Origin of the sequence: Niveibacterium sp. COAC-50 (genome assembly GCF_013184235.1) — a bacterium.
Taxonomy (GTDB): Bacteria; Pseudomonadota; Gammaproteobacteria; order Burkholderiales; family Rhodocyclaceae; genus Niveibacterium; species Niveibacterium microcysteis.
In genome coordinates this window covers 458105-476712 of the sequence record NZ_JABCJM010000002.1, presented here as the reverse complement: position 1 = coordinate 476712, position 18608 = coordinate 458105, and the positions used below count along the sequence as shown (strand labels likewise).

Below are 18608 nucleotides of genomic sequence, written 5' to 3'. Positions count from 1 at the left end.
GTATGAACCTCAACCCGTCTGAAATCAGCGATCTCATCAAGAGTCGCATTCAGAACCTGCAACTGGGGGCGACGGCGCGCAACGAAGGCACCGTGGTTTCCGTGACCGACGGCATCTGCCGTGTGCACGGTCTGGCAGACGTCATGCAGGGTGAAATGCTCGAATTCCCGGGCAACACCTTCGGCCTCGCGATGAACCTTGAGCGCGACTCCGTCGGCGCCGTGGTGCTGGGCGAGTACGAACACATTTCTGAAGGTGACACCGTCAAGTGCACCGGCAAGATTCTCGACGTTCCGGTTGGCCCTGAGCTGATCGGCCGCGTCGTGAACTCGCTGGGTCAGCCGATCGACGGCAAAGGCCCGATCAACGCGAAAGAAACCGACAAGATCGAAAAGGTCGCGCCGGGCGTGATCTGGCGCCGTTCGGTGTCGCAGCCTGTTCAGACCGGCCTGAAGTCGGTCGACTCCATGGTGCCGATCGGCCGTGGTCAGCGCGAGCTGATCATCGGCGACCGTCAGACGGGCAAGACTGCCGTCGCGGTCGACGCGATCATCAACCAGAAGGGTCAGAACATGATCTGCATCTACGTGGCGGTGGGCCAGAAGGCCTCGACCATCGCCAACGTGGTGCGCAAGCTGACCGAGAACGGCGCGATGGAATACACCATCGTCGTCGCCGCATCGGCCTCCGAATCGGCAGCCATGCAGTTCATCGCGCCGTACGCCGGCTCGACGATGGGCGAATACTTCCGCGATCGCGGCATGGATGCGCTGGTGGTGTATGACGATCTGACCAAGCAAGCTTGGGCCTATCGTCAGATCTCGCTGCTGCTGCGCCGTCCGCCGGGCCGTGAAGCTTACCCGGGCGACGTGTTCTATCTGCACTCGCGTCTGCTTGAGCGTGCCGCTCGTGTGAACGAGGAGTACGTCGAGAAGTTCACGAACGGTGCCGTCAAGGGCAAGACCGGTTCGCTGACCGCTCTGCCGGTTATCGAAACGCAGGCTGGTGACGTTTCTGCCTTCGTTCCGACCAACGTGATCTCGATTACCGACGGCCAGATCTTCCTTGAGACCGATCTGTTCAACGCCGGCATCCGTCCCGCAATCAACGCAGGTATTTCGGTTTCCCGCGTCGGTGGTGCAGCGCAGACCAAGGTCATCAAGAAACTCGGCGGCGGTGTGCGTCTCGCACTGGCGCAGTACCGTGAGCTCGCAGCCTTTGCTCAGTTCGCGTCGGACCTCGACGAAGCCACCCGTAAGCAGCTCGAGCGTGGTCGTCTGGTGACCGAACTGATGAAGCAGGCGCAGTATGCCCCGCTGTCGGTTGCCGACATGGCCGTCACGCTCTTCGCAGTGAACAAGGGTTACTTCGACGACGTCGCGGTCAACCGTGCGCTGGCCTGCGAGTCCGCCATGCAACAGCATGTGCGTAGCCAGGCTGCAGATCTCCACGCCAAGATCGAACAGACCAAGGACCTCGACGCCGACGGCGAAAAGGCTCTGGCTGCCGCGCTCGACGCCTTCAAGAAGACTTGGCAGTAAGAGGCGGAGAGCGACATGGCGGGCGGAAAGGAAATCCGTAACAAGATCAAGAGCGTGCAGAACACGCGCAAGATCACCAAGGCCATGGAGATGGTGTCGGTATCCAAGATGCGTCGCGCTCAGGAGCGCATGCGTTCGGGCCGCCCCTATACCCAGAAGATTCGCCGGCTTGCCGCCAACCTCGCGCTTGCGAACGTCACCGACTACCGGCATCCGTTCCTCGCCAAGGTCGAGAATCCCAAGAAGGTGGGGCTGGTGCTCATCTCCACCGACAAGGGGCTCTGTGGCGGTCTCAACACCAACCTGTTCCGGATGGCGGTCAACCGCCTGAAGGAATGGGAAGAGGCTGGTGCGAACGATATCCGCGTGACCTGTATCGGCAACAAGGGCTTGGGTTTCATGCAGCGCATGGGTGCGAAGGTCATCTCGCACGTCACGCAGCTGGGTGACACCCCGCACCTTGAGCGTCTGATCGGGCCGGTCAAGGTCATGATCGATGCCTACCTCGGCGGGCAGGTTGAGGCGGTCTACATCGCCTTCAACCAGTTCGTGAACACGATGAAGCAGGAGCCGCGGATTGTTCAGCTGCTCCCGCTCACCGGCGAGAGCATGGGTACTCCGGACAGCTCGTGGGACTACATCTACGAGCCGGATGCGCAGGCGGTGATCGACGAGGTGATGCTCCGTCTGGTCGAGGCGGCGGTCTATCAGACCGTGGCCGAGAACATGGCGTCCGAGCAGAGCGCACGCATGGTGGCGATGAAGGCTGCGTCCGATAACGCGGGCAACGTGATCAAGCAACTCCAGCTGGTCTACAACAAGACCCGTCAGGCAGCGATCACCCGCGAGATCTCCGAGATCGTCGGCGGCGCCGCGGCGGTGTAACGGTTTTAATGATTGGGGAAAGACGATGAGTCAAGGAACCATTGTTCAGTGCATCGGTGCGGTGGTGGACGTTCAGTTCCCGCGTGATTCGATGCCGAAGGTCTTCGAAGCGCTCCAACTGGATGCCGCCGAAGATAACGGTCTGGTCGAATCTGGCCTGACCCTGGAAGTTCAGCAGCAGCTGGGCGACGGCGTGGTGCGCACGATTGCCATGGGTTCGTCCGATGGCCTGCGTCGTGGCATGAAGATCAACGCGACCGGCGCCGGCATTTCGGTGCCGGTGGGTCATGGCACGCTCGGCCGCATCATGGACGTGCTGGGCCGTCCGATCGACGAAGCCGGCCCGATCGCTGGTGACGAGAAGCGCGTGATTCACCAGGCCGCGCCGAAGTTCGACGAGCTGTCGCCGTCGGTTGAGCTGCTCGAAACAGGCATCAAGGTTATCGACCTGATCTGCCCGTTTGCCAAGGGCGGTAAGGTTGGCCTGTTCGGTGGCGCCGGCGTCGGCAAGACCGTGAACATGATGGAGCTGATCAACAACATCGCGAAGCAGCACTCGGGTCTCTCGGTGTTTGCCGGTGTTGGTGAGCGTACCCGTGAGGGCAATGACTTCTATCACGAGATGAAAGAGTCGAACGTTCTCGACAAGGTCGCGATGGTGTTCGGCCAGATGAACGAGCCGCCGGGCAACCGTCTGCGCGTCGCGCTGACCGGCCTGACGATGGCAGAGAAGTTCCGCGACGAAGGCCGCGACATCCTGCTGTTCATCGACAACATCTATCGCTTCACGCTGGCCGGTACCGAAGTGTCCGCGCTGCTGGGCCGTATGCCGTCTGCGGTGGGCTATCAGCCGACCCTGGCGGAAGAAATGGGCCGCCTGCAGGAACGCATCACCTCGACCAAGGTGGGTTCGATCACGTCGATTCAGGCCGTGTATGTGCCTGCGGATGACTTGACCGACCCGTCGCCGGCGACGACCTTCCTCCACCTCGACTCGACCGTCGTGCTGTCGCGTGACATCGCTGCGCTGGGTATCTACCCGGCGGTCGATCCGCTCGACTCGACCTCGCGTCAGCTGGATCCGCTGGTTGTTGGCGAAGAGCACTACCAGACCGCGCGCGCTGTGCAGGCCACCTTGCAGAAGTACAAGGAACTGCGCGACATCATCGCGATTCTCGGTATGGACGAACTGGCACCGGAAGACAAGCTGCTTGTCGCCCGCGCCCGTAAGATCCAGCGCTTCCTGTCGCAGCCCTTCCACGTTGCTGAAGTGTTTACCGGTTCGCCCGGCAAGTACGTAACGCTGAAGGACACCATCAAGGGCTTCAAGATGATCACCTCTGGCGAGTGCGATGCGCTGCCGGAACAGGCCTTCTACATGGTCGGTGGCATCGAAGAGGCTTTCGAGAAGGCCAAGACGCTGCAGTAAGGCGCAGGTTTGCGCGCTCCGTGTAAGCGGGGCGCGCGACCTAGAGCGGAGAAAAGCAAATGGCAATGACGGTTCATGTCGACGTGGTCAGCACCGAAGAGCAGATCTTTTCGGGTCTGGCTGAAGCTGTCGCGCTGCCGGGTGAAGCGGGCGAGCTGGGCATCCTGCCTGGCCATACACCGCTGCTGACCCGGATCCGTCCTGGCGCGGTGCGTCTGAAGCTGCCGAACCAGGAGCACGACGAGCTGATCTTCGTCGCTGGCGGCGTCCTTGAGGTGCAGCCGGGTTTGGTGACGGTGCTTGCGGACACGGCAATCCGTGGTCGCGATCTGGACGAAGCCAAGGCGATGGAAGCCAAGCGTCAGGCCGAAGAGGCGCTGTCGAACCAGGAGTCGAAGCTCGACTACGCACGTGCCCAGGCCGAACTGGCCGAAGCCGCTGCGCAGCTGGCGATGATCGAGCGGATGAAGAAGCGCGGTCACTGATTCGCGGACAAACGCAAAATCCCAACAAGGGCAGCGAAAGCTGCCCTTGTTCATTTCCGCTTACACCCGGTGACGATCAACCCCCGAAAATCCACCCGGTCGGCGCGCGCCGCGACAGGCATACTTAGTTCGCCGCGTAACCAAACAGAAGCGCACAGCTCGAACGCGGCATGAACAACGGACCTGCTGCGAATGACACGACATCCTGCGCCCCCACGCCCCCGGCTCTTTGCCATCACCTGGCCGATCTTCTCCGAACACCTGCTTCATGCCTCGGTTGGCCTCCTGTTCGTGTGGCTGACCGCGCGGATCTCTGACGACACCGCTGCCGCATTCGGTCTGTCGAACCAGATCATGGCGTTCTTCATCATCCTGTTTCGGCTGATCGGCGTTGGTGCGAGTGTGGTGATTACGCAGTATCTGGGCGCGGGTGATCGCAAGGGGGCGGAACGCATCGCGCGTGCGAGCCTGGCGGCCGCGGTGTGGCTTGGCCTGCTATCGGCCGCGATCGTCGGCTTTGGCGCCGGCCCGCTGCTGAGTCTGATGAAGCTGCCGCCGGCGTTGCGGCCAGAAGCCCAGCCCTACCTCGTGATCCTCGGTGTGGTACTCGCGGTCGATGCAATCATCGCGACCATGTCCTCAGTGCTGCGGGCCTACACCTTCACCCGCGATACGCTGCGTTTGATGCTGGCGATGTACGCCCTCTCGCTGCTCGCGGGCCTACCGTTGATGTTCGGCTGGGGGCCGGCGCCGCGCCTGGGTTTGGTCGGGATTGGACTTGGCTTCCTGCTTGCACGGGTGGCATCGCTTGCGATGCACATCTGGCTGTGGCGGCAGCGCCTGGCCGTTACGCCCAACAGAACGGACTGGCTCATCGTGCGGCGGGCCGAACTTGGAGAAATGGCGCATATCGGTCTGCCGGGCGCCGGCGAGAACGTCGCCTATCGCATCGCGTTTACCTGGGTGCTGGCCTTCGTTGCTGCCATGGGGTCGGGCGAACTGGCGACTCATACCTACCTGCTACAAGTCAGCTATTTCATCCTGCTGACTGGCCTGGCGATCGGCTTTGGCACCGAGATCGTGGTCGGGCATCAGATTGGCGCCGGCCATCTGCACGACGCGAACCGTGTGGTGCGCAAAGCCTTGCTATGGGGCTTTGCCGCGTCCACAACGCTGGCGTTGCTCGCTGCGCTGTCGGGGAAAGCGATATTTACGTTCTTTACTGACGATCCGCGAATCATTACCGCAGGGAGTCAGTTGCTGTGGGTGGTGGTGTTGCTGGAGCCGGGGCGGACATTCAATCTGGTCGTGATCAATGCACTGCGCGCCACCGGCGACGCGCGTTTCCCGGTGGGCTTCGGCGTCTTCTCGATGTTCGGCGTGGCGGTGGGCGTAGCGTGGCTGCTGGGTGTGCATGCCGGTTGGGGCCTGCTTGGCGTCTGGCTCGCAATGGCGGCAGATGAGTGGGTGCGCGGCATTGCGATGTTCATCCGCTGGCGACTGCTGGCATGGGTGCCCCATGCTCGCGCGACACGCCGCCGCATTCAGGCGCAGCAGCCGTGCTACCCGGAGCCGGTTCAGGCAACCTGACGTGCTTCAATCGGTTGGCAGGAAGAGGGTCTCTTTGACCTCTTCCATGACCACATAGCTGCGCGACTCGGCGGCCGCGGGCAGGCGGTTCAGAACGTGACCCAGCAGGCGCCGGTAGTCCGCCATCTCGGTAATGCGCGCCTTGATCAAGTAGTCGTAGTCGCCCGATACGAGGTGGCATTCCATCACCTCGGGCAGCCAGGCCAATGCGCGCTTGACCTCGTCGAACAGCTCGCCGGATTTCGAGGCGAGCCGGATCTCTACGAACACGAGAAGGTTGAGTCCGAGCGCGCGCGGATCGACCCTCGCGTGGTACCCGGTAATGACCTTCTCGCGCTCCATCCGCTTCACCCGTTCGGCGACGGGGGTGGTCGACAGCCCGACACGTTCAGCGAGTTCCGTCATCGTGACGCGGCCGTCCTGCTGCAGCACATCGAGGATCTTCCGGTCGATCTTATCGAGTTGGCGCATATTTCCCTGTTCATGTCGCGCATGCCCGAAGATTGGGCGTAAAGATCACTTTAATGCACCTCAATGTTAGTGAATAGCACTGCCTTGGCGTCAATAGACTAGCAACATCAAAGTCTGGCTGAGGAATTGGCGATGAAAGTCTTGGTTCTTGGTGGTGGCGTGATCGGTGTCAGCACCGCCTACTACCTCGCTCGGGGTGGCGCCGAGGTTACGGTGATCGATCGGCAAGCTGGCGTGGCCCTTGAAACAAGCTTTGCCAATGCGGGTCAGGTGTCGCCAGGCTACTCGACGCCCTGGGCGGCGCCCGGGATTCCGCTCAAGGCCATGAAGTGGCTCTTCCAGAAGCATGCGCCGCTGGCAATCCGCCCGGATGGCAGTCTGTTCCAGCTGCGCTGGATGTTGCAGATGCTGGCCAACTGCAACATCCGCAGCTACAGCGAAAACAAGGCGCGAATGCTGCGACTGGCGGAGTATTCGCGCGACTGCTTGCGCGAGCTGCGCAGCGAAACGGGCATCACCTACGAGGAGCGTAGCCGCGGCACCCTTCAGCTATTCCGCTCGGAAGCCCAGGTGGACGCGGCGCAGCGCGACGTGCAGGTGCTGCGCGAGCTGGGCGTTGAGCATGAGCTGCTCGATCGCGCTGGTCTGGCGACCGCGGAACCCGCACTGGCCCGCGTATCGGATCGTCTGGTCGGCGGGCTCCGCCTGCCTAACGACGAGACCGGCGATTGCCAACTCTTTACTGCGCGCCTCGCTGCACTGGCGGCGGGGCTGGGCGTCCGCTTCCAAATGGCTGCCACGATCGATGGTTTCGACGTGGAAGCCGGGCGCATCAGCGCGGTGCGCGTGGGGGGCGAACGCCTCACGGCAGATCGTGTCGTGCTCGCCGCAGGCAGCTACTCGCGAGGCCTGTTGAAATCGATCGGTGTGAGCATTCCGGTCTATCCGGTGAAGGGCTATTCGCTCACGGTGCCTTTGATCGACGCCGAGCGCGCACCGGTTTCGACCGTGCTCGATGAGACCTACAAGATCGCGATCACCCGTTTCGACGACCGCATCCGCGTTGGCGGGATGGCGGAGCTGGCGGGCTTCGACCTGGGCCTCAATCCGAAGCGCCGCGCCACGTTGGAGATGGTCACCCATGACCTCTTCCCGGGCGGCGGCGATCTACCTCGCGCGGAGTTCTGGACCGGCTTGCGCCCGATGACGCCAGACGGCACGCCGATTGTTGGGGCCACACCGATTCAGAACCTCTACCTCAACACTGGGCACGGCACCCTCGGCTGGACGATGGCGACTGGCTCCGGCCAGCTGATGGCGGACCTGGTGCTCGGGCGGTGTCCGGCGATTCGCGCCGACGACCTCTCACTTGCACGCTACGCCTCGCAGCGTGACGTTGCCGCTGTCACGCCGGGCACCGTAACGGCCTGAACTCACACGCCCGGCGCCTGCACCAACGCGGCGCATCGCAGACCTGACAGGACGCCCCACCCACGTGGGGCGTTTTCATTTGGGCTGCCGGATCGCCGGCAGGCGGGTATCGCCACGCGGTGTACGGCCCGGAACTCGGCGGTCGCGCTGCGCTGCAACCCGGGTCAGCTCAAACCGGCTTCACTTTTCCCTGCTGCCCCGCCTTGCCTGGCACGCCCCTTGCGACACTGCCTGTGCAGATGTCCGGATACGTACATTCCGCGCTTTTCGGTGCCCCGCGCTGGGGCATAATGCCCGACGCCTTGCCGCATTGGGTAACATGGCGCGGCCGTTGGGCGATCCGGGTGCCCGCTTGGGTGGATCGTCGTTGACCCCCGCTCGTATCGTTATTCAACGCGACGCGGCCGCACCGGCTTGCCGGACGGCGCGTGCGCATTTCGATCAGCCTTGCACCAGTTCGTTTTCTCAACAGGAGGAACAGCTCATGAAGAAGACCGTTATTGCCCTCGCCGTATTGGGGCTCGGAATTTCCGCCGCCCAGGCCCAGGAAGTCATCAAGATCGGCCACGTCGGTCCGCTGACCGGCAACATCGCGCACCTCGGCAAGGACAATGAGAACGGCGCCAAACTGGCCGTTGAGGAATACAACGCCAAGGGCATCAAGATCGGCGGTAAGGCAGTCAAGTTCGAACTCATCGGTGAAGACGATGCGGCCGACCCGAAGACGGGCACCACGGTTGCGCAGCGCCTGGTCGATGCCGGCGTGAAGGGCGTTGTCGGCCACCTGAACTCGGGCACCACGATCCCGGCTTCGCGTATCTATGATCAGGCTGGCATCCCGGTCATCACGCCGTCGGCGACCAACCCGAAGCTGACCCAACAGGGTTACAAGGGCGTCTTCCGTACCATCGCGAACGACGTGCAGCAAGGCGCTGTGATCGGCAAATACTCGGCGCAAAAGCTGGGCAAGAAGGTCGCCATCATCGATGACCGTACGGCCTATGGTCAGGGCCTCGCGGACGAGGTGGACAAGGGTGTGAAGGCTGGCGGCGGCACCGTGGTTGCACGTGAGTTCACGAACAACCAGGCCACCGATTTCATGGCGATTCTCACCAAGATCAAGGCCACTAACCCGGATGTGATCGTCTACTCGGGCATGGACGCGCAAGGCGGCCCGATGCTCAAGCAGTTGAAGCAACTGGGCATCACCGCAAAGTGGATCACCGGCGACGGCGGTTGCACCGGCGAGATCATCAAGCTGGCGGGCGATGCGATCGGCCCGAACGACTATTGCACCCAGGCTGGCCTGCCGCTCGAGCAGATGCCGGGCGGCAAGGACTTCAAGGAGCGTTTCAAGAAGAAGTTCGGCGCCGATGTTCAGATCTACGCGCCGTATGCGTACGACGCTGCTGCCGCGATCATCGAGGCAATGAAGAAGGCAAACTCTTCCGATCCGGCGAAGTACCTGCCGGCGCTGAAGGCCAGCAACTTCAAGAGCGTTACCGGCACGATCGCGTTTGACGACAAGGGCGACATCAAGAACGGTGCTGTCACCGTCTATCAGTTTGAAAACGGTGCCTGGAAGGCGCTGAAGAACTGATGTGCCGAAGTGCGCACCGTCCGGTGCGCACTAACGCGGCTTGACCCAGCGACGGGTTAGGGGGCTGCGCCCTGCGGTGCGCAGCCCTTTCCAGATCGGGGCCGTGTGTTTTTCCGCGAGGATTCCTCCCGTGATGCAAACCCTGCTTCAACAGATCATCAACGGCCTTGTGGTCGGCAGCGTCTATGCTGTCGTTGCACTGGGCTACACGATGGTGTATGGCATTCTTGGCCTGATCAACTTCGCCCACGGCGATGTCTTGATGGTCGGCGCCCTCGTCGCCTACACGGCCATCACTTTCTTTCAGGCGGCCATTCCGGGCCTCAGCCCGATCGTCTATTTCGCGCTCGGCTTGATGGTGGCGATGCCTGCCTGCATGGCGATCGGCTACACGATCGAACGCACCGCATACCGACGTTTGCGCAATGCGCCGCGTCTGGCGCCGCTGATCACGGCGATCGGCGTTTCGTTTCTGTTGCAGACCCTCGCGATGATCATCTGGGGCCGCAACTATCACAGCTTCCCGCAACTGATTCAGACCGCGCCGATCGAGGTGGTGACCGGCGTGTTCATGACGCCGGTGCAGATGACCACCGTGGGCCTATCGGCCGCGATGATGGTCGGCCTCGTGCTGCTGGTGACGCGCACCAACATGGGCCGCGCGATGCGCGCGACCGCCGAGAACCATCGCGTCGCAAGCCTGATGGGGGTGGACACCAACGGCATCATCGCGCTGACCTTCATCATCGGCTCGGCATTGGCTGCAGTGGCCGGTGTGATGATCGCCTCGAACTACGGCGTCGCACACTATTCGATGGGGTTCATGCCGGGGCTCAAGGCCTTTACGGCAGCGGTGCTCGGTGGCATCGGCAACCTTGCCGGCGCCATGGTCGGCGGCATCGTGCTCGGTCTGGTCGAGGCGATCGGCGCGGGCTATATCGAGACATGGAGCGGTGGCTGGCTCAACTCCAGCTACCAGGACATCTTCGCCTTCATCATCCTCGGCATCGTGCTGATCTTCCGCCCCACTGGCCTGCTCGGCGAGCGTGTGGCCGACCGTGCGTAACGCGGGGACGCAGACATGAACGATATTTCGCAAGCCATTCCGTTTCTGGGTAAGCGCAACCCGAAGGCAGCGCTGGTCGCGCTGGTTGTGATCGCGCTCGTTTCACCGGTTGTTGCCGCGATGTTCGGCAATACCTGGGTGCGCATCCTGAACTTCGCGATGCTCTACATCCTGCTGTCGATCGGCCTCAACCTGGTGGTCGGCTTCGCGGGGCTACTCGATTTGGGGTACATCGCGTTCTACGCCGTCGGCGCCTACACCTGGGCTTTCCTCGCGTCGCCCCACTTCGGGCTGCATTTGCCCTTCTGGATCGTGTTGCCGCTCGGCGCCGGGTTTGCCGCGCTCGCCGGCATCGCCTTGGGCTTCCCGACCTTGAGGCTGCGCGGCGACTATCTCGCGATCGTGACGCTGGGCTTCGGTGAGATCGTCCGGATCTTCATGAACAACCTGACGCACCCGGTCAACATCACCAACGGCCCGCAAGGCATCGATCAGATCGACGGCATGTCCTTGTTCGGGCTCGAGCTGAACCGCGGCCTGCAGATCACCGAAGGCTTCCAGATCAAGTCGCTGTTCCTCTACTACTACGTGTTCCTCGCCTTTGTCGTGCTCGCGGTGATCCTGGTCAAACGCATTCAGGTTTCGCGAATCGGGCGTGCTTGGGCTGCGATCCGCGATGACGAACTCGCCGCCAAGGCGATCGGCATCAACACGCGCAACCTCAAGCTGCTGGCCTTTGCGATGGGCGCGACCTTTGGTGGCGTGTCCGGCGGACTGTTCGGCGCGTTTCAGGGCTTCGTCAGTCCCGAGAGCTTCACGCTGATGGAGTCGATCGCGATCCTGACGATGATCGTGTTCGGTGGCATGGGCAACCTTGCCGGCGTCATCGTTGGCGCGCTGGCGCTCTCCTTCTTGCCGGAAGTGCTGCGTTACATCGCCTTGCCGGTGCAGATGGCGATCTTCGGCAAGGTCTTCCTTGATCCTGAAGTGCTGCGCATGCTGCTGCTCTCGCTTGCCATGATCCTGATGATGCTGCTCAAGCCTGCGGGCCTCGTGCCCGCCCAGTCGCGCTACTCCAAGGCCGATCTGCTCGGCGACAAGGAGATCGCGCAATGATCACCCTGCTCGAAGCTCGCGCCGTGAGCAAACGCTTCGGTGGCCTGAAGGCGCTCACCGAGGTTTCGCTCACGATCAACAAGGGTGAGGTGTACGGCCTGATCGGCCCGAACGGCGCCGGCAAGACGACCTTCTTCAACGTGCTGACTGGCGCGTATACGCCGGAGGACGGCGAGTTCGTCTTCAACGGCTCCGAACTGCCTCTCGGCAAGCCGGATCGCATTGTCAATCGCGGCATCGCGCGGACCTTCCAGAATATCCGCCTGTTCCGCGAGATGACCGCGCTTGAGAACGTGATGGCGGGCCATCACATCCGCACCAAGACCGGCCTGCTCGGTGTGTTGCTTCAGACGCGGCATACACGCGAAGAGGAAAAGCTGACGACCGAGCGCGCGTATGAACTGCTCAAGTACGTGGGCATCGAAAAGCACGCCCGTACGCTCTCGCGCAATCTCTCGTATGGCGATCAGCGTCGGCTTGAAATTGCGCGCGGCCTTGCAACCGAACCGCGCTTGCTGGCGCTCGACGAACCGGCTGCCGGCATGAACGCGACCGAAACCGCGCAACTGCGCAACCTGATCGAAACCATCCGCGGCGACGGCACAACGGTGCTGTTGATCGAACACGATGTGAAGCTGGTGATGGGCCTCTGCGATCGTGTCGCGGTGCTCGACTTCGGCAAGAAGATCGCTGAGGACGTACCCGCTGAAGTGCAGCGCAATCCCGCGGTGATCGAGGCTTATCTGGGAGGCGCACACCATGCCGCATGACAATCCGGCTGCACCGCTGCTGCAGCTGCGCGACGCGCGGATCGCGTACGGCCAGATCCAGGCCGTCAAGGGTATCGATCTTGAACTGTTCTCGGGTGAGCTGGTTTCCCTGATCGGGGCCAACGGAGCCGGCAAGACAACGACCCTCAACGCGATCGCCGGCACCCTGCAATTGTCCGGTGGAGACTTGAGCTATGCCGGTAGCGCGATCGCCGGCATGCCCGCTCACAAGCGCTTGCGCGCCGGTATCGCGCTGGTGCCGGAAGGGCGTGGCATCTTTACCCGCCTCACGGTCGAAGAGAACCTGCGCATGGGTGCCTACACCCGCACCGACAAGGCCGAGATCGAGGCCGACCTGCAGCGAGTGTACGAAATGCTCCCGCGCGTGAAGGAACGGTTGCCGCAGGTGGCCGGCACCCTTTCCGGCGGTGAGCAGCAGATGGTCGCAATCGGCCGTGCGCTGCTGTCACGCCCGAAGCTGCTGCTGCTGGACGAACCGTCGATGGGCCTCGCGCCGCTGATCGTCGAGAAGATCTTCGAGGTGATTCACACCGTCATGAAGCAGGGCGTCACGGTCTTGTTGGTGGAGCAGAACGCCAACCTCGCGCTGGGCTTTTCGAACCGCGCCTATGTGATGGAAAGCGGCAAGATCACCTTGTCGGGTAGCGGGCAGGATCTGCTGCACGACCCGAAGGTGCGTTCCGCCTACCTCGGCGAAGCGGCCTGATCGAAGTGCACCGTTGAAAGCACGAAGCCGCCCTCGGGCGGCTTCTTTTTTGAGTCTCGGGAGACTCAGCCGTCGTTGCGGCGACCGAGCGGGATGCCCAGTTGCTTGAGCTTGCGGTAAAGGTGCGTGCGCTCCAGCCCGGTCTTTTCAGCCAGTCGGGTGATGTTGCCACTCTCAAGCTGCAGGTGGTACTCGAAGTACATCCGCTCGAAGCTCTCGCGTGCCTCACGCAGCGGCAGATCGAGTGGCAGGGCCGATGCAGCGGCGCTTGGCGTACGGCCGAGCAGGCGCTGCACATCTTCGGCGCCAATCTCGTCTTCCAGTGTGCCCAGGGCGAGCGAACGCACTGCAGCGCGCAGCTCGTTGAAGCCTCCCGGCCAGGCCTTGTTGCGCAGTACGTTCAGTGCGGCTGTGGCGAAGCGGCGCGGCGGTACCTCGCCGGATTCCGACAGCTGCACCAACGCCTGATTGGCCATCTCCGGTACTTCGTCCTTCAGTTCGGTCAGCGAGGGCGGGGCAAGCGTGACCTCAAACAGGCGCTTGAGTGTCAGCGGATCCCAGCCGTCGTTCGCGAGTTCTTCGCTGCTCCGGCTGCAGCCGAATACCGCACGCAGGTCGTACTTATCGAGGCGCTCCAGTGCGAAGCTGAGGTTTTTTTGCTGCGCGCGCGAGAGGTTTGCGAGATCTTCCACGAACAGCACACCGCCGCGTGCGTTCTCCAGCGCCGATAGATCAATCGGCTGCGTCAACGCTGCCAGATCGAACCACGGTGCACCGCCCGTCTGCAGGCAGCGCGCGCACAGTTCGACGATGCTGCCGCCGCTGACGCGCAAGGTCAGAACACGGGATTTTTCCGCGATCTGTTCGAGTCGGCGCCGCAACTCCTTGAGCGGACCCGAGCGAGGGAAGGACGCCAGCGAAAGCGCCGCACGCGGGCGCACCGCCGGTTGCCGCTGCAGGCCACGCCGCACCGCTGCGAGCAGCTTCTGCAGTGCAATCGGCTTCTCGAGGAAATCCATTGCGCCGAGGCGCACCGCTTCGACAGCCGTGTCGATGGTGCCGTGTCCGGACATCATGATCACGGGCATCGTCAGCAGATCGTTCGCCGACCACTCCTTGAGCAGCGTGACGCCATCGGTATCCGGCATCCAGATGTCGAGCAATACCACGTCCGGGCGCGCGGCGAGCCGCGCATTGCGTGCCGCCGTAGCGTTCTCGGCGAGCACTACATCGTAGCCTTCGTCCGAGAGGATTTCGGAGAGCAGTTCGCGGATGCCGACTTCGTCGTCGACCACCAGAATCTTTGCCATAGCATGCAACGGTATCAGACGGTTGGAGCAAGCGGAAGTCGGAGACGGATTTCCGCGCCGTGGGGTTCCAGATTGAGGATCGAAATTTCGCCGTGGTGTTCGTCCGTGATCTTCTTGACGATCGCCAGACCGAGCCCTGAGCCACGCGCCTTGCTGGTGACGTAGGGCTCGAAGGCGCGCGCGAGCATGGCGGGCGGAAAGCCCGGGCCGTTGTCGCGCACCATGAATTCGACACGGCGATTGTCGCGACGTGTGGCGAGCGTGACGGTGGGGTTGGCCTCCTCGCTCAGGGCGTCCTCGGCATTGGTCAGCAGGTTGTGGATCACCTGCCGCAGCTGTGTGGCGTCGCCGAGCACGCGCGGCAGCTCGGGCGCGAGCTCCAGTTCGATTTTTACGCGTGAGCTCTCGTACAGGCCGAGCACTTCGCCGATCAGCGCGTTCAGGTCGAGCGGCGCGAGGTTGGATGGCGGCATCCGCGCGTAGTCGCGGAAGTCGTTGACCATGTTCTTCATCGCCTCGACCTGGTTGACGATGGTCTGCGTGGCGCGCGCGAGCATCGCCTGGGAATCCGGATCGAGCTTGGACGCCAGCTTGTGCTGCAGGCGTTCGGCCGAGAGCTGGATCGGCGTGAGTGGATTCTTGATCTCGTGCGCGAGCCGGCGCGCCACTTCAGCCCATGCGGCATTGCGCTGGGCGGAAATCAGCTCGGTCACATCGTCGAACACCACCACGTAGCCACCGGCGCTGCCGGGCGGCAGGCGCGAGCCGCGCAGCAGCAGGGTCTGGTTTCGGCCGTCGTCGCGGGTGAGCTCGACTTCGCGTGTCCAGTCGTCGTCGTGTTTGTCGAACTCCGCGATCACCACGTCGCGAAAGGCCTGATGCCGTGGCCAGGCATCGAGCGTGAGGCTCTCGAAGCCGGCCAGATCGTCGCCGAGAATCAGCATTGCGCCGCGGTTGGCTGCGCGCAGACGCCCGTTGTCGGAGAAGGCCAGCACACCGGCCGAAAGGTTGCCGAGCACGCTTTCAAGGTACACCCGCGCGGCTTCGACCTCCGCGCGGTTGCGCTCCGCCTGCGCGCGTGCGTCCTGCAGCTGGCGCGTCATGCGATTGAAGTTCTGTGTCAGCACACCCAGTTCGTCGCGACCGGGCAGTGCCTGGCGCGGCGAGAAGTCGCCCGCCGCAACCGCCTGCGTACCCTCGGCGAGGATGGACAGGGGGGCGGAGAGCGAGCGTGCAATCTCGAACGCCGCCGCCAGCGCAGCGAACAGCGCAAGCAGCAGCGTCAGCGTCAGCGTGAGGCTGTAGATCCGCATCAGGCCCTCGCGGCCGAGCAGCAGCTCCTGGTAGTCACGACTGCCGTTCTGGATGTTCTCCATGGTGCGCACGATCTGCGGCGGCACACGCTTGGACATCTGCAGGAACTCGATATTCGCGGCCAGGTTGCGAGCCGGAATCGGCACGATCACGCGCAGCCACAGCTCGCCGCTGCCTTCGCCCTCCACGGTGCGCAGGCCGCGTGCGCCGCGCGCGAGGCGGAGCGAGGCGCTCGAGTGTGTTTCCAGCGCCAGCGTGGTGCCGCTGCCAACGCTCGACACGATGACCTTGCCGTTGCCGGCAAGCAGCGCGGCGACGTCGGCCCCGGCTTCATCCCGCAGGCGATCAAGGCGGGCGGCTGATACCGCGGTGCCGGTATCGCCGAGCGATTCGGCCAGCGTGTCGGCGGTATCTCGCGCGCGGCCGGCGAGCTGGTCGAGCAGGTAGTCGAGGGCGTTGCGTCCGAGCTGGATGCCAGAGTCGAGCGCGGCATCCACCTTCACATCGAACCAGGATTCAATCGAACGCGTGGCGAACTGCAGCGAGACACCGTAGATCACCAGACCCGGCACCAGCGCCATCAGCGCGAACAGGCCCAGCAGCTTGAGCTTCAGGCGCGAGCCGAACTGATGTTCGCGGTACTGCACCCACAGCGTGCGCATCTGGAAGCCGACCAGCCCCAGCAGCACCGCGGCAACCGTGCCGTTGAGACCCAGCAGCAGTGGGTAGTTGCGGATCAGGGCGGAGGACTTGGAACTCGCGGCAGCCAGCAAAAACAGCATGATGCCGGCCAGCGCGGACACCGCCGCAATGACTGCCCTCATCGGCGCTCAGCCGCCGATGCGAGGAAAGTCCAGCGCGACCAGTCGGTCTCCAGCGTCCAATCGCGAGAACCGATCGCGGTGACCTGGAAGGGCTTGGGCAGCTGGTCGGTGTCGAGCCGGAAGCGCAGCGCGGCGTTGTAGGACTCGCCGCCGCGTAGCCGGCTGCGATCGACGATGGCCCAGTTGCGCAGCCGGGTCATCGTGCGCAGCGCTTCTTCGAGCGTGTCGAAGTTCTGCCCCAGCGACCCGGTCGCAAGCCGGTACTTCTGCGTCAGTGCGTGATAGGTCAGGCGGAAGGCGATGCGACGTTCGACGATCGTCTCGTCGAGCCAGTACCAGCGGCCGCGGGTGAGGATGAACTCGGCAACGAAATGCAGCGCAATGCCACGCAGCACGATCTCTTCGAGGCGCGGATTGAGTTCGACCGAGACGTCGGCGTTCAGGACGTACTGGTCGTCGGTCGGCAGGAGCTCGGCATAGCGGATCGCGGCCGTGCTCTGCGCCGCCGCCGGCAGTGCCGTGAGACCGAGCAGCAGCGTGCAGCCGATCAGCAGCTGGCGCAGTAGCGCTAGGAAGTCAGGCCTGTTTTTCGAGCAAGGCAAAGAAGAAACCGTCATGGTCCGCATCGGGCAGCAGCGTTCGCTCGAGCGCTGCGTCGAGCGGGACGCGCTGACAGTCTGAATGCCGCGCCGCAAAGCGGGCAACCTGAAGACTGTTTTCCTCCGGGAACAACGAGCACGTCACGTATAGCATTTTGCCGCCCGGACTGAGTAGCGGCCAGAGCGCGTCGAGAATCTCGCGCTGAACTGTTGCAAAATTGCCAATATCGTCGGCTCTACGCAACCACTTGATGTCCGGATGGCGGCGCGCGACGCCTGAGGCGGAGCAGGGTACATCGGCGAGGATGCGGTCAAAACCTTGCCCATCCCACCATTCGCGCGGTGAGCGAGCGTCACCGCAACGCACGTCGGCACTCAGACCAAGGCGTTCCAGGTTGGCGGCGATGCGTTGCGCGCGGCGAGGGTCGGCGTCCAACGCCAGCAGGCGGCAGTCATGCAGTTCGAGCATGTGTGCGGTCTTGCCGCCCGGTGCGGCGCAGGCGTCGAGTATCCGCATGCCGTCGCGCACATCCAGCATTGCGGCCGCTTGCTGCGCGCCCCAATCCTGGACCGAGAGGCGGCCATCCGCATAGCCTGGCAGCGATGCCACAGGCGCCGGACGATCCAGGCGCCAGGCGTAGGGACCGAGCCAGCGCCCGGCGTGGCCGGCGGCGACCAGTTCGGCGGCCATCGCGTCCGGTGCTGTGCGGCGTGGGTTGATCCGCAGCGTCATCGGCGGGTGCGTGTTCGCCGCGCCAAGAACGGCTTCCCAGGTTTGCGGCTGGTTGCGTTTGATGCGATCGATCCACCATGCCGGATGCCGCCAATGCGATTCCGGGGTGCGCGCGAGCGCGGTGGCGAGCGTATCGCGCTGCCGCAGCGCGTTACGTAACACCGCATTGACGAGGCTCTTGAGACCGCCGCGGGCGACGCGGGCTGCCACCTCGACTGCCTGGTCGACCACCGTGTGCGCCGTCTCCGGACGGACTTCGAGGCGGTGCAGGGCGACTCGCAGCAGCGCGTCGATGGTCGGCTCCGTCAATGGTTGCCGGAGCAGGCGGGCGAGCATGGCGTCGCCGCGGCCGAAGTCGCGCAGCGTGCCGTAGATCAGATCCTGTGCCGCACCGCGTGTGCTGGGCGGCAGATCGGGGTGGGCCGCCCACAAGCTGGCCAGGCCGTCGTTCAGCGCATAGCCGTCGCGCACCCGTGCGACGGCCTCCGCTGCTACCCACATCGCGCGGGCCATCGAGTCCGGTGGCATCGGCGGTAGTGCCGGCGGGCGAGGGGCGCTGCGCTGCGGCGTGCGGGGCGAGTCGGAACGCACACTTGCGCGGCCGGCAGGGCGGGGGCGGAAACTGGACATGGGAAGGGGGCCGTCGCCGGCCCGGTCAGAAGTTGGAACTGAGGTTTACCTGTTTGCCGCCGGCGGCGCAAGCTGCCCGCGCTGCCG

Annotated in this window: 16 protein-coding genes; 11 read left to right on the top strand and 5 right to left on the bottom strand. The window is 63.7% G+C overall.

What is annotated here, in order from left to right:
• Positions 1–2: 2 nt before the first annotated feature.
• The 5 genes from atpA to HH302_RS09635 all read left to right on the top strand — a co-directional run bounded on the left by atpA (position 3) and on the right by HH302_RS09635 (position 5930).
• On the top strand, positions 3–1541 hold the full coding sequence (gene atpA, locus HH302_RS09655) for a F0F1 ATP synthase subunit alpha (RefSeq protein ID WP_172201697.1): 1539 nt from the start codon (positions 3–5) through the stop codon (positions 1539–1541).
• 15 nt (positions 1542–1556) lie between these two features.
• Entirely contained in the window at positions 1557–2426 is an 870-nt protein-coding gene (atpG, locus tag HH302_RS09650; RefSeq protein ID WP_172201696.1) for a F0F1 ATP synthase subunit gamma, read from the top strand.
• A 25-nt stretch (positions 2427–2451) separates the two neighbouring features.
• Positions 2452–3855, top strand: coding sequence for a F0F1 ATP synthase subunit beta (gene atpD, locus HH302_RS09645; RefSeq protein ID WP_172201694.1), 1404 nt, complete (start codon positions 2452–2454; stop codon positions 3853–3855).
• Positions 3856–3914: 59 nt separating this feature from the next.
• Positions 3915–4340 (top strand): F0F1 ATP synthase subunit epsilon, encoded by a 426-nt coding sequence (locus HH302_RS09640; protein WP_172201692.1) that lies wholly within the window; start codon positions 3915–3917, stop codon positions 4338–4340.
• 192 nt (positions 4341–4532) lie between these two features.
• Positions 4533–5930, top strand: coding sequence for an MATE family efflux transporter (locus HH302_RS09635; RefSeq protein ID WP_172201690.1), 1398 nt, complete (start codon positions 4533–4535; stop codon positions 5928–5930).
• Positions 5931–5936: 6 nt separating this feature from the next.
• Here the strand turns inward: HH302_RS09635 and HH302_RS09630 are convergent, their stop codons facing one another.
• Positions 5937–6401: an Lrp/AsnC ligand binding domain-containing protein gene (locus HH302_RS09630; RefSeq protein WP_172201688.1), complete on the bottom strand. Its 465-nt coding sequence runs from the start codon at positions 6399–6401 to the stop codon at positions 5937–5939.
• 132 nt (positions 6402–6533) lie between these two features.
• Between HH302_RS09630 and HH302_RS09625 the strand changes: the two genes are divergently transcribed.
• The 6 genes from HH302_RS09625 (at position 6534) to HH302_RS09600 (ending at position 13111) form a co-directional block, all read left to right on the top strand.
• Complete coding sequence (locus HH302_RS09625; protein WP_172201686.1) at positions 6534–7832, top strand: D-amino acid dehydrogenase; 1299 nt, start codon at positions 6534–6536, stop codon at positions 7830–7832.
• A 484-nt stretch (positions 7833–8316) separates the two neighbouring features.
• On the top strand, positions 8317–9432 hold the full coding sequence (locus tag HH302_RS09620; RefSeq protein ID WP_172201684.1) for a branched-chain amino acid ABC transporter substrate-binding protein: 1116 nt from the start codon (positions 8317–8319) through the stop codon (positions 9430–9432).
• 133 nt (positions 9433–9565) lie between these two features.
• Complete coding sequence (locus HH302_RS09615) at positions 9566–10498, top strand: branched-chain amino acid ABC transporter permease (protein ID WP_172201682.1); 933 nt, start codon at positions 9566–9568, stop codon at positions 10496–10498.
• Positions 10499–10513: 15 nt separating this feature from the next.
• A complete protein-coding gene (locus HH302_RS09610; RefSeq protein ID WP_172201680.1) occupies positions 10514–11614 on the top strand; it encodes an ABC transporter ATP-binding protein in 1101 nt (366 codons plus the stop codon).
• A complete protein-coding gene (locus tag HH302_RS09605; protein WP_172201678.1) occupies positions 11611–12384 on the top strand; it encodes an ABC transporter ATP-binding protein in 774 nt (257 codons plus the stop codon). The genes HH302_RS09610 and HH302_RS09605 overlap by 4 nt, the downstream gene beginning before the upstream one ends.
• A complete protein-coding gene (locus HH302_RS09600; RefSeq protein WP_172201677.1) occupies positions 12374–13111 on the top strand; it encodes an ABC transporter ATP-binding protein in 738 nt (245 codons plus the stop codon). The genes HH302_RS09605 and HH302_RS09600 overlap by 11 nt, the downstream gene beginning before the upstream one ends.
• 65 nt (positions 13112–13176) lie before the next feature.
• Here the strand turns inward: HH302_RS09600 and HH302_RS09595 are convergent, their stop codons facing one another.
• From HH302_RS09595 to rsmB, 4 genes are read right to left on the bottom strand one after another with little or no spacing between them, the layout of a single operon-like run.
• A complete protein-coding gene (locus HH302_RS09595; RefSeq protein ID WP_172201676.1) occupies positions 13177–14421 on the bottom strand; it encodes a sigma-54 dependent transcriptional regulator in 1245 nt (414 codons plus the stop codon).
• Positions 14422–14435: 14 nt separating this feature from the next.
• Complete coding sequence (locus HH302_RS09590; protein ID WP_172201675.1) at positions 14436–16559, bottom strand: ATP-binding protein; 2124 nt, start codon at positions 16557–16559, stop codon at positions 14436–14438.
• A complete protein-coding gene (locus HH302_RS09585; protein ID WP_172201674.1) occupies positions 16556–17176 on the bottom strand; it encodes a DUF4390 domain-containing protein in 621 nt (206 codons plus the stop codon). The genes HH302_RS09590 and HH302_RS09585 overlap by 4 nt, the downstream gene beginning before the upstream one ends.
• A complete protein-coding gene (gene rsmB / locus HH302_RS09580; protein WP_253946080.1) occupies positions 17136–18404 on the bottom strand; it encodes a 16S rRNA (cytosine(967)-C(5))-methyltransferase RsmB in 1269 nt (422 codons plus the stop codon). Before rsmB ends, HH302_RS09585 begins: the two co-directional genes overlap by 41 nt.
• Between the last annotated feature and the right edge of the window lie 204 nt (positions 18405–18608).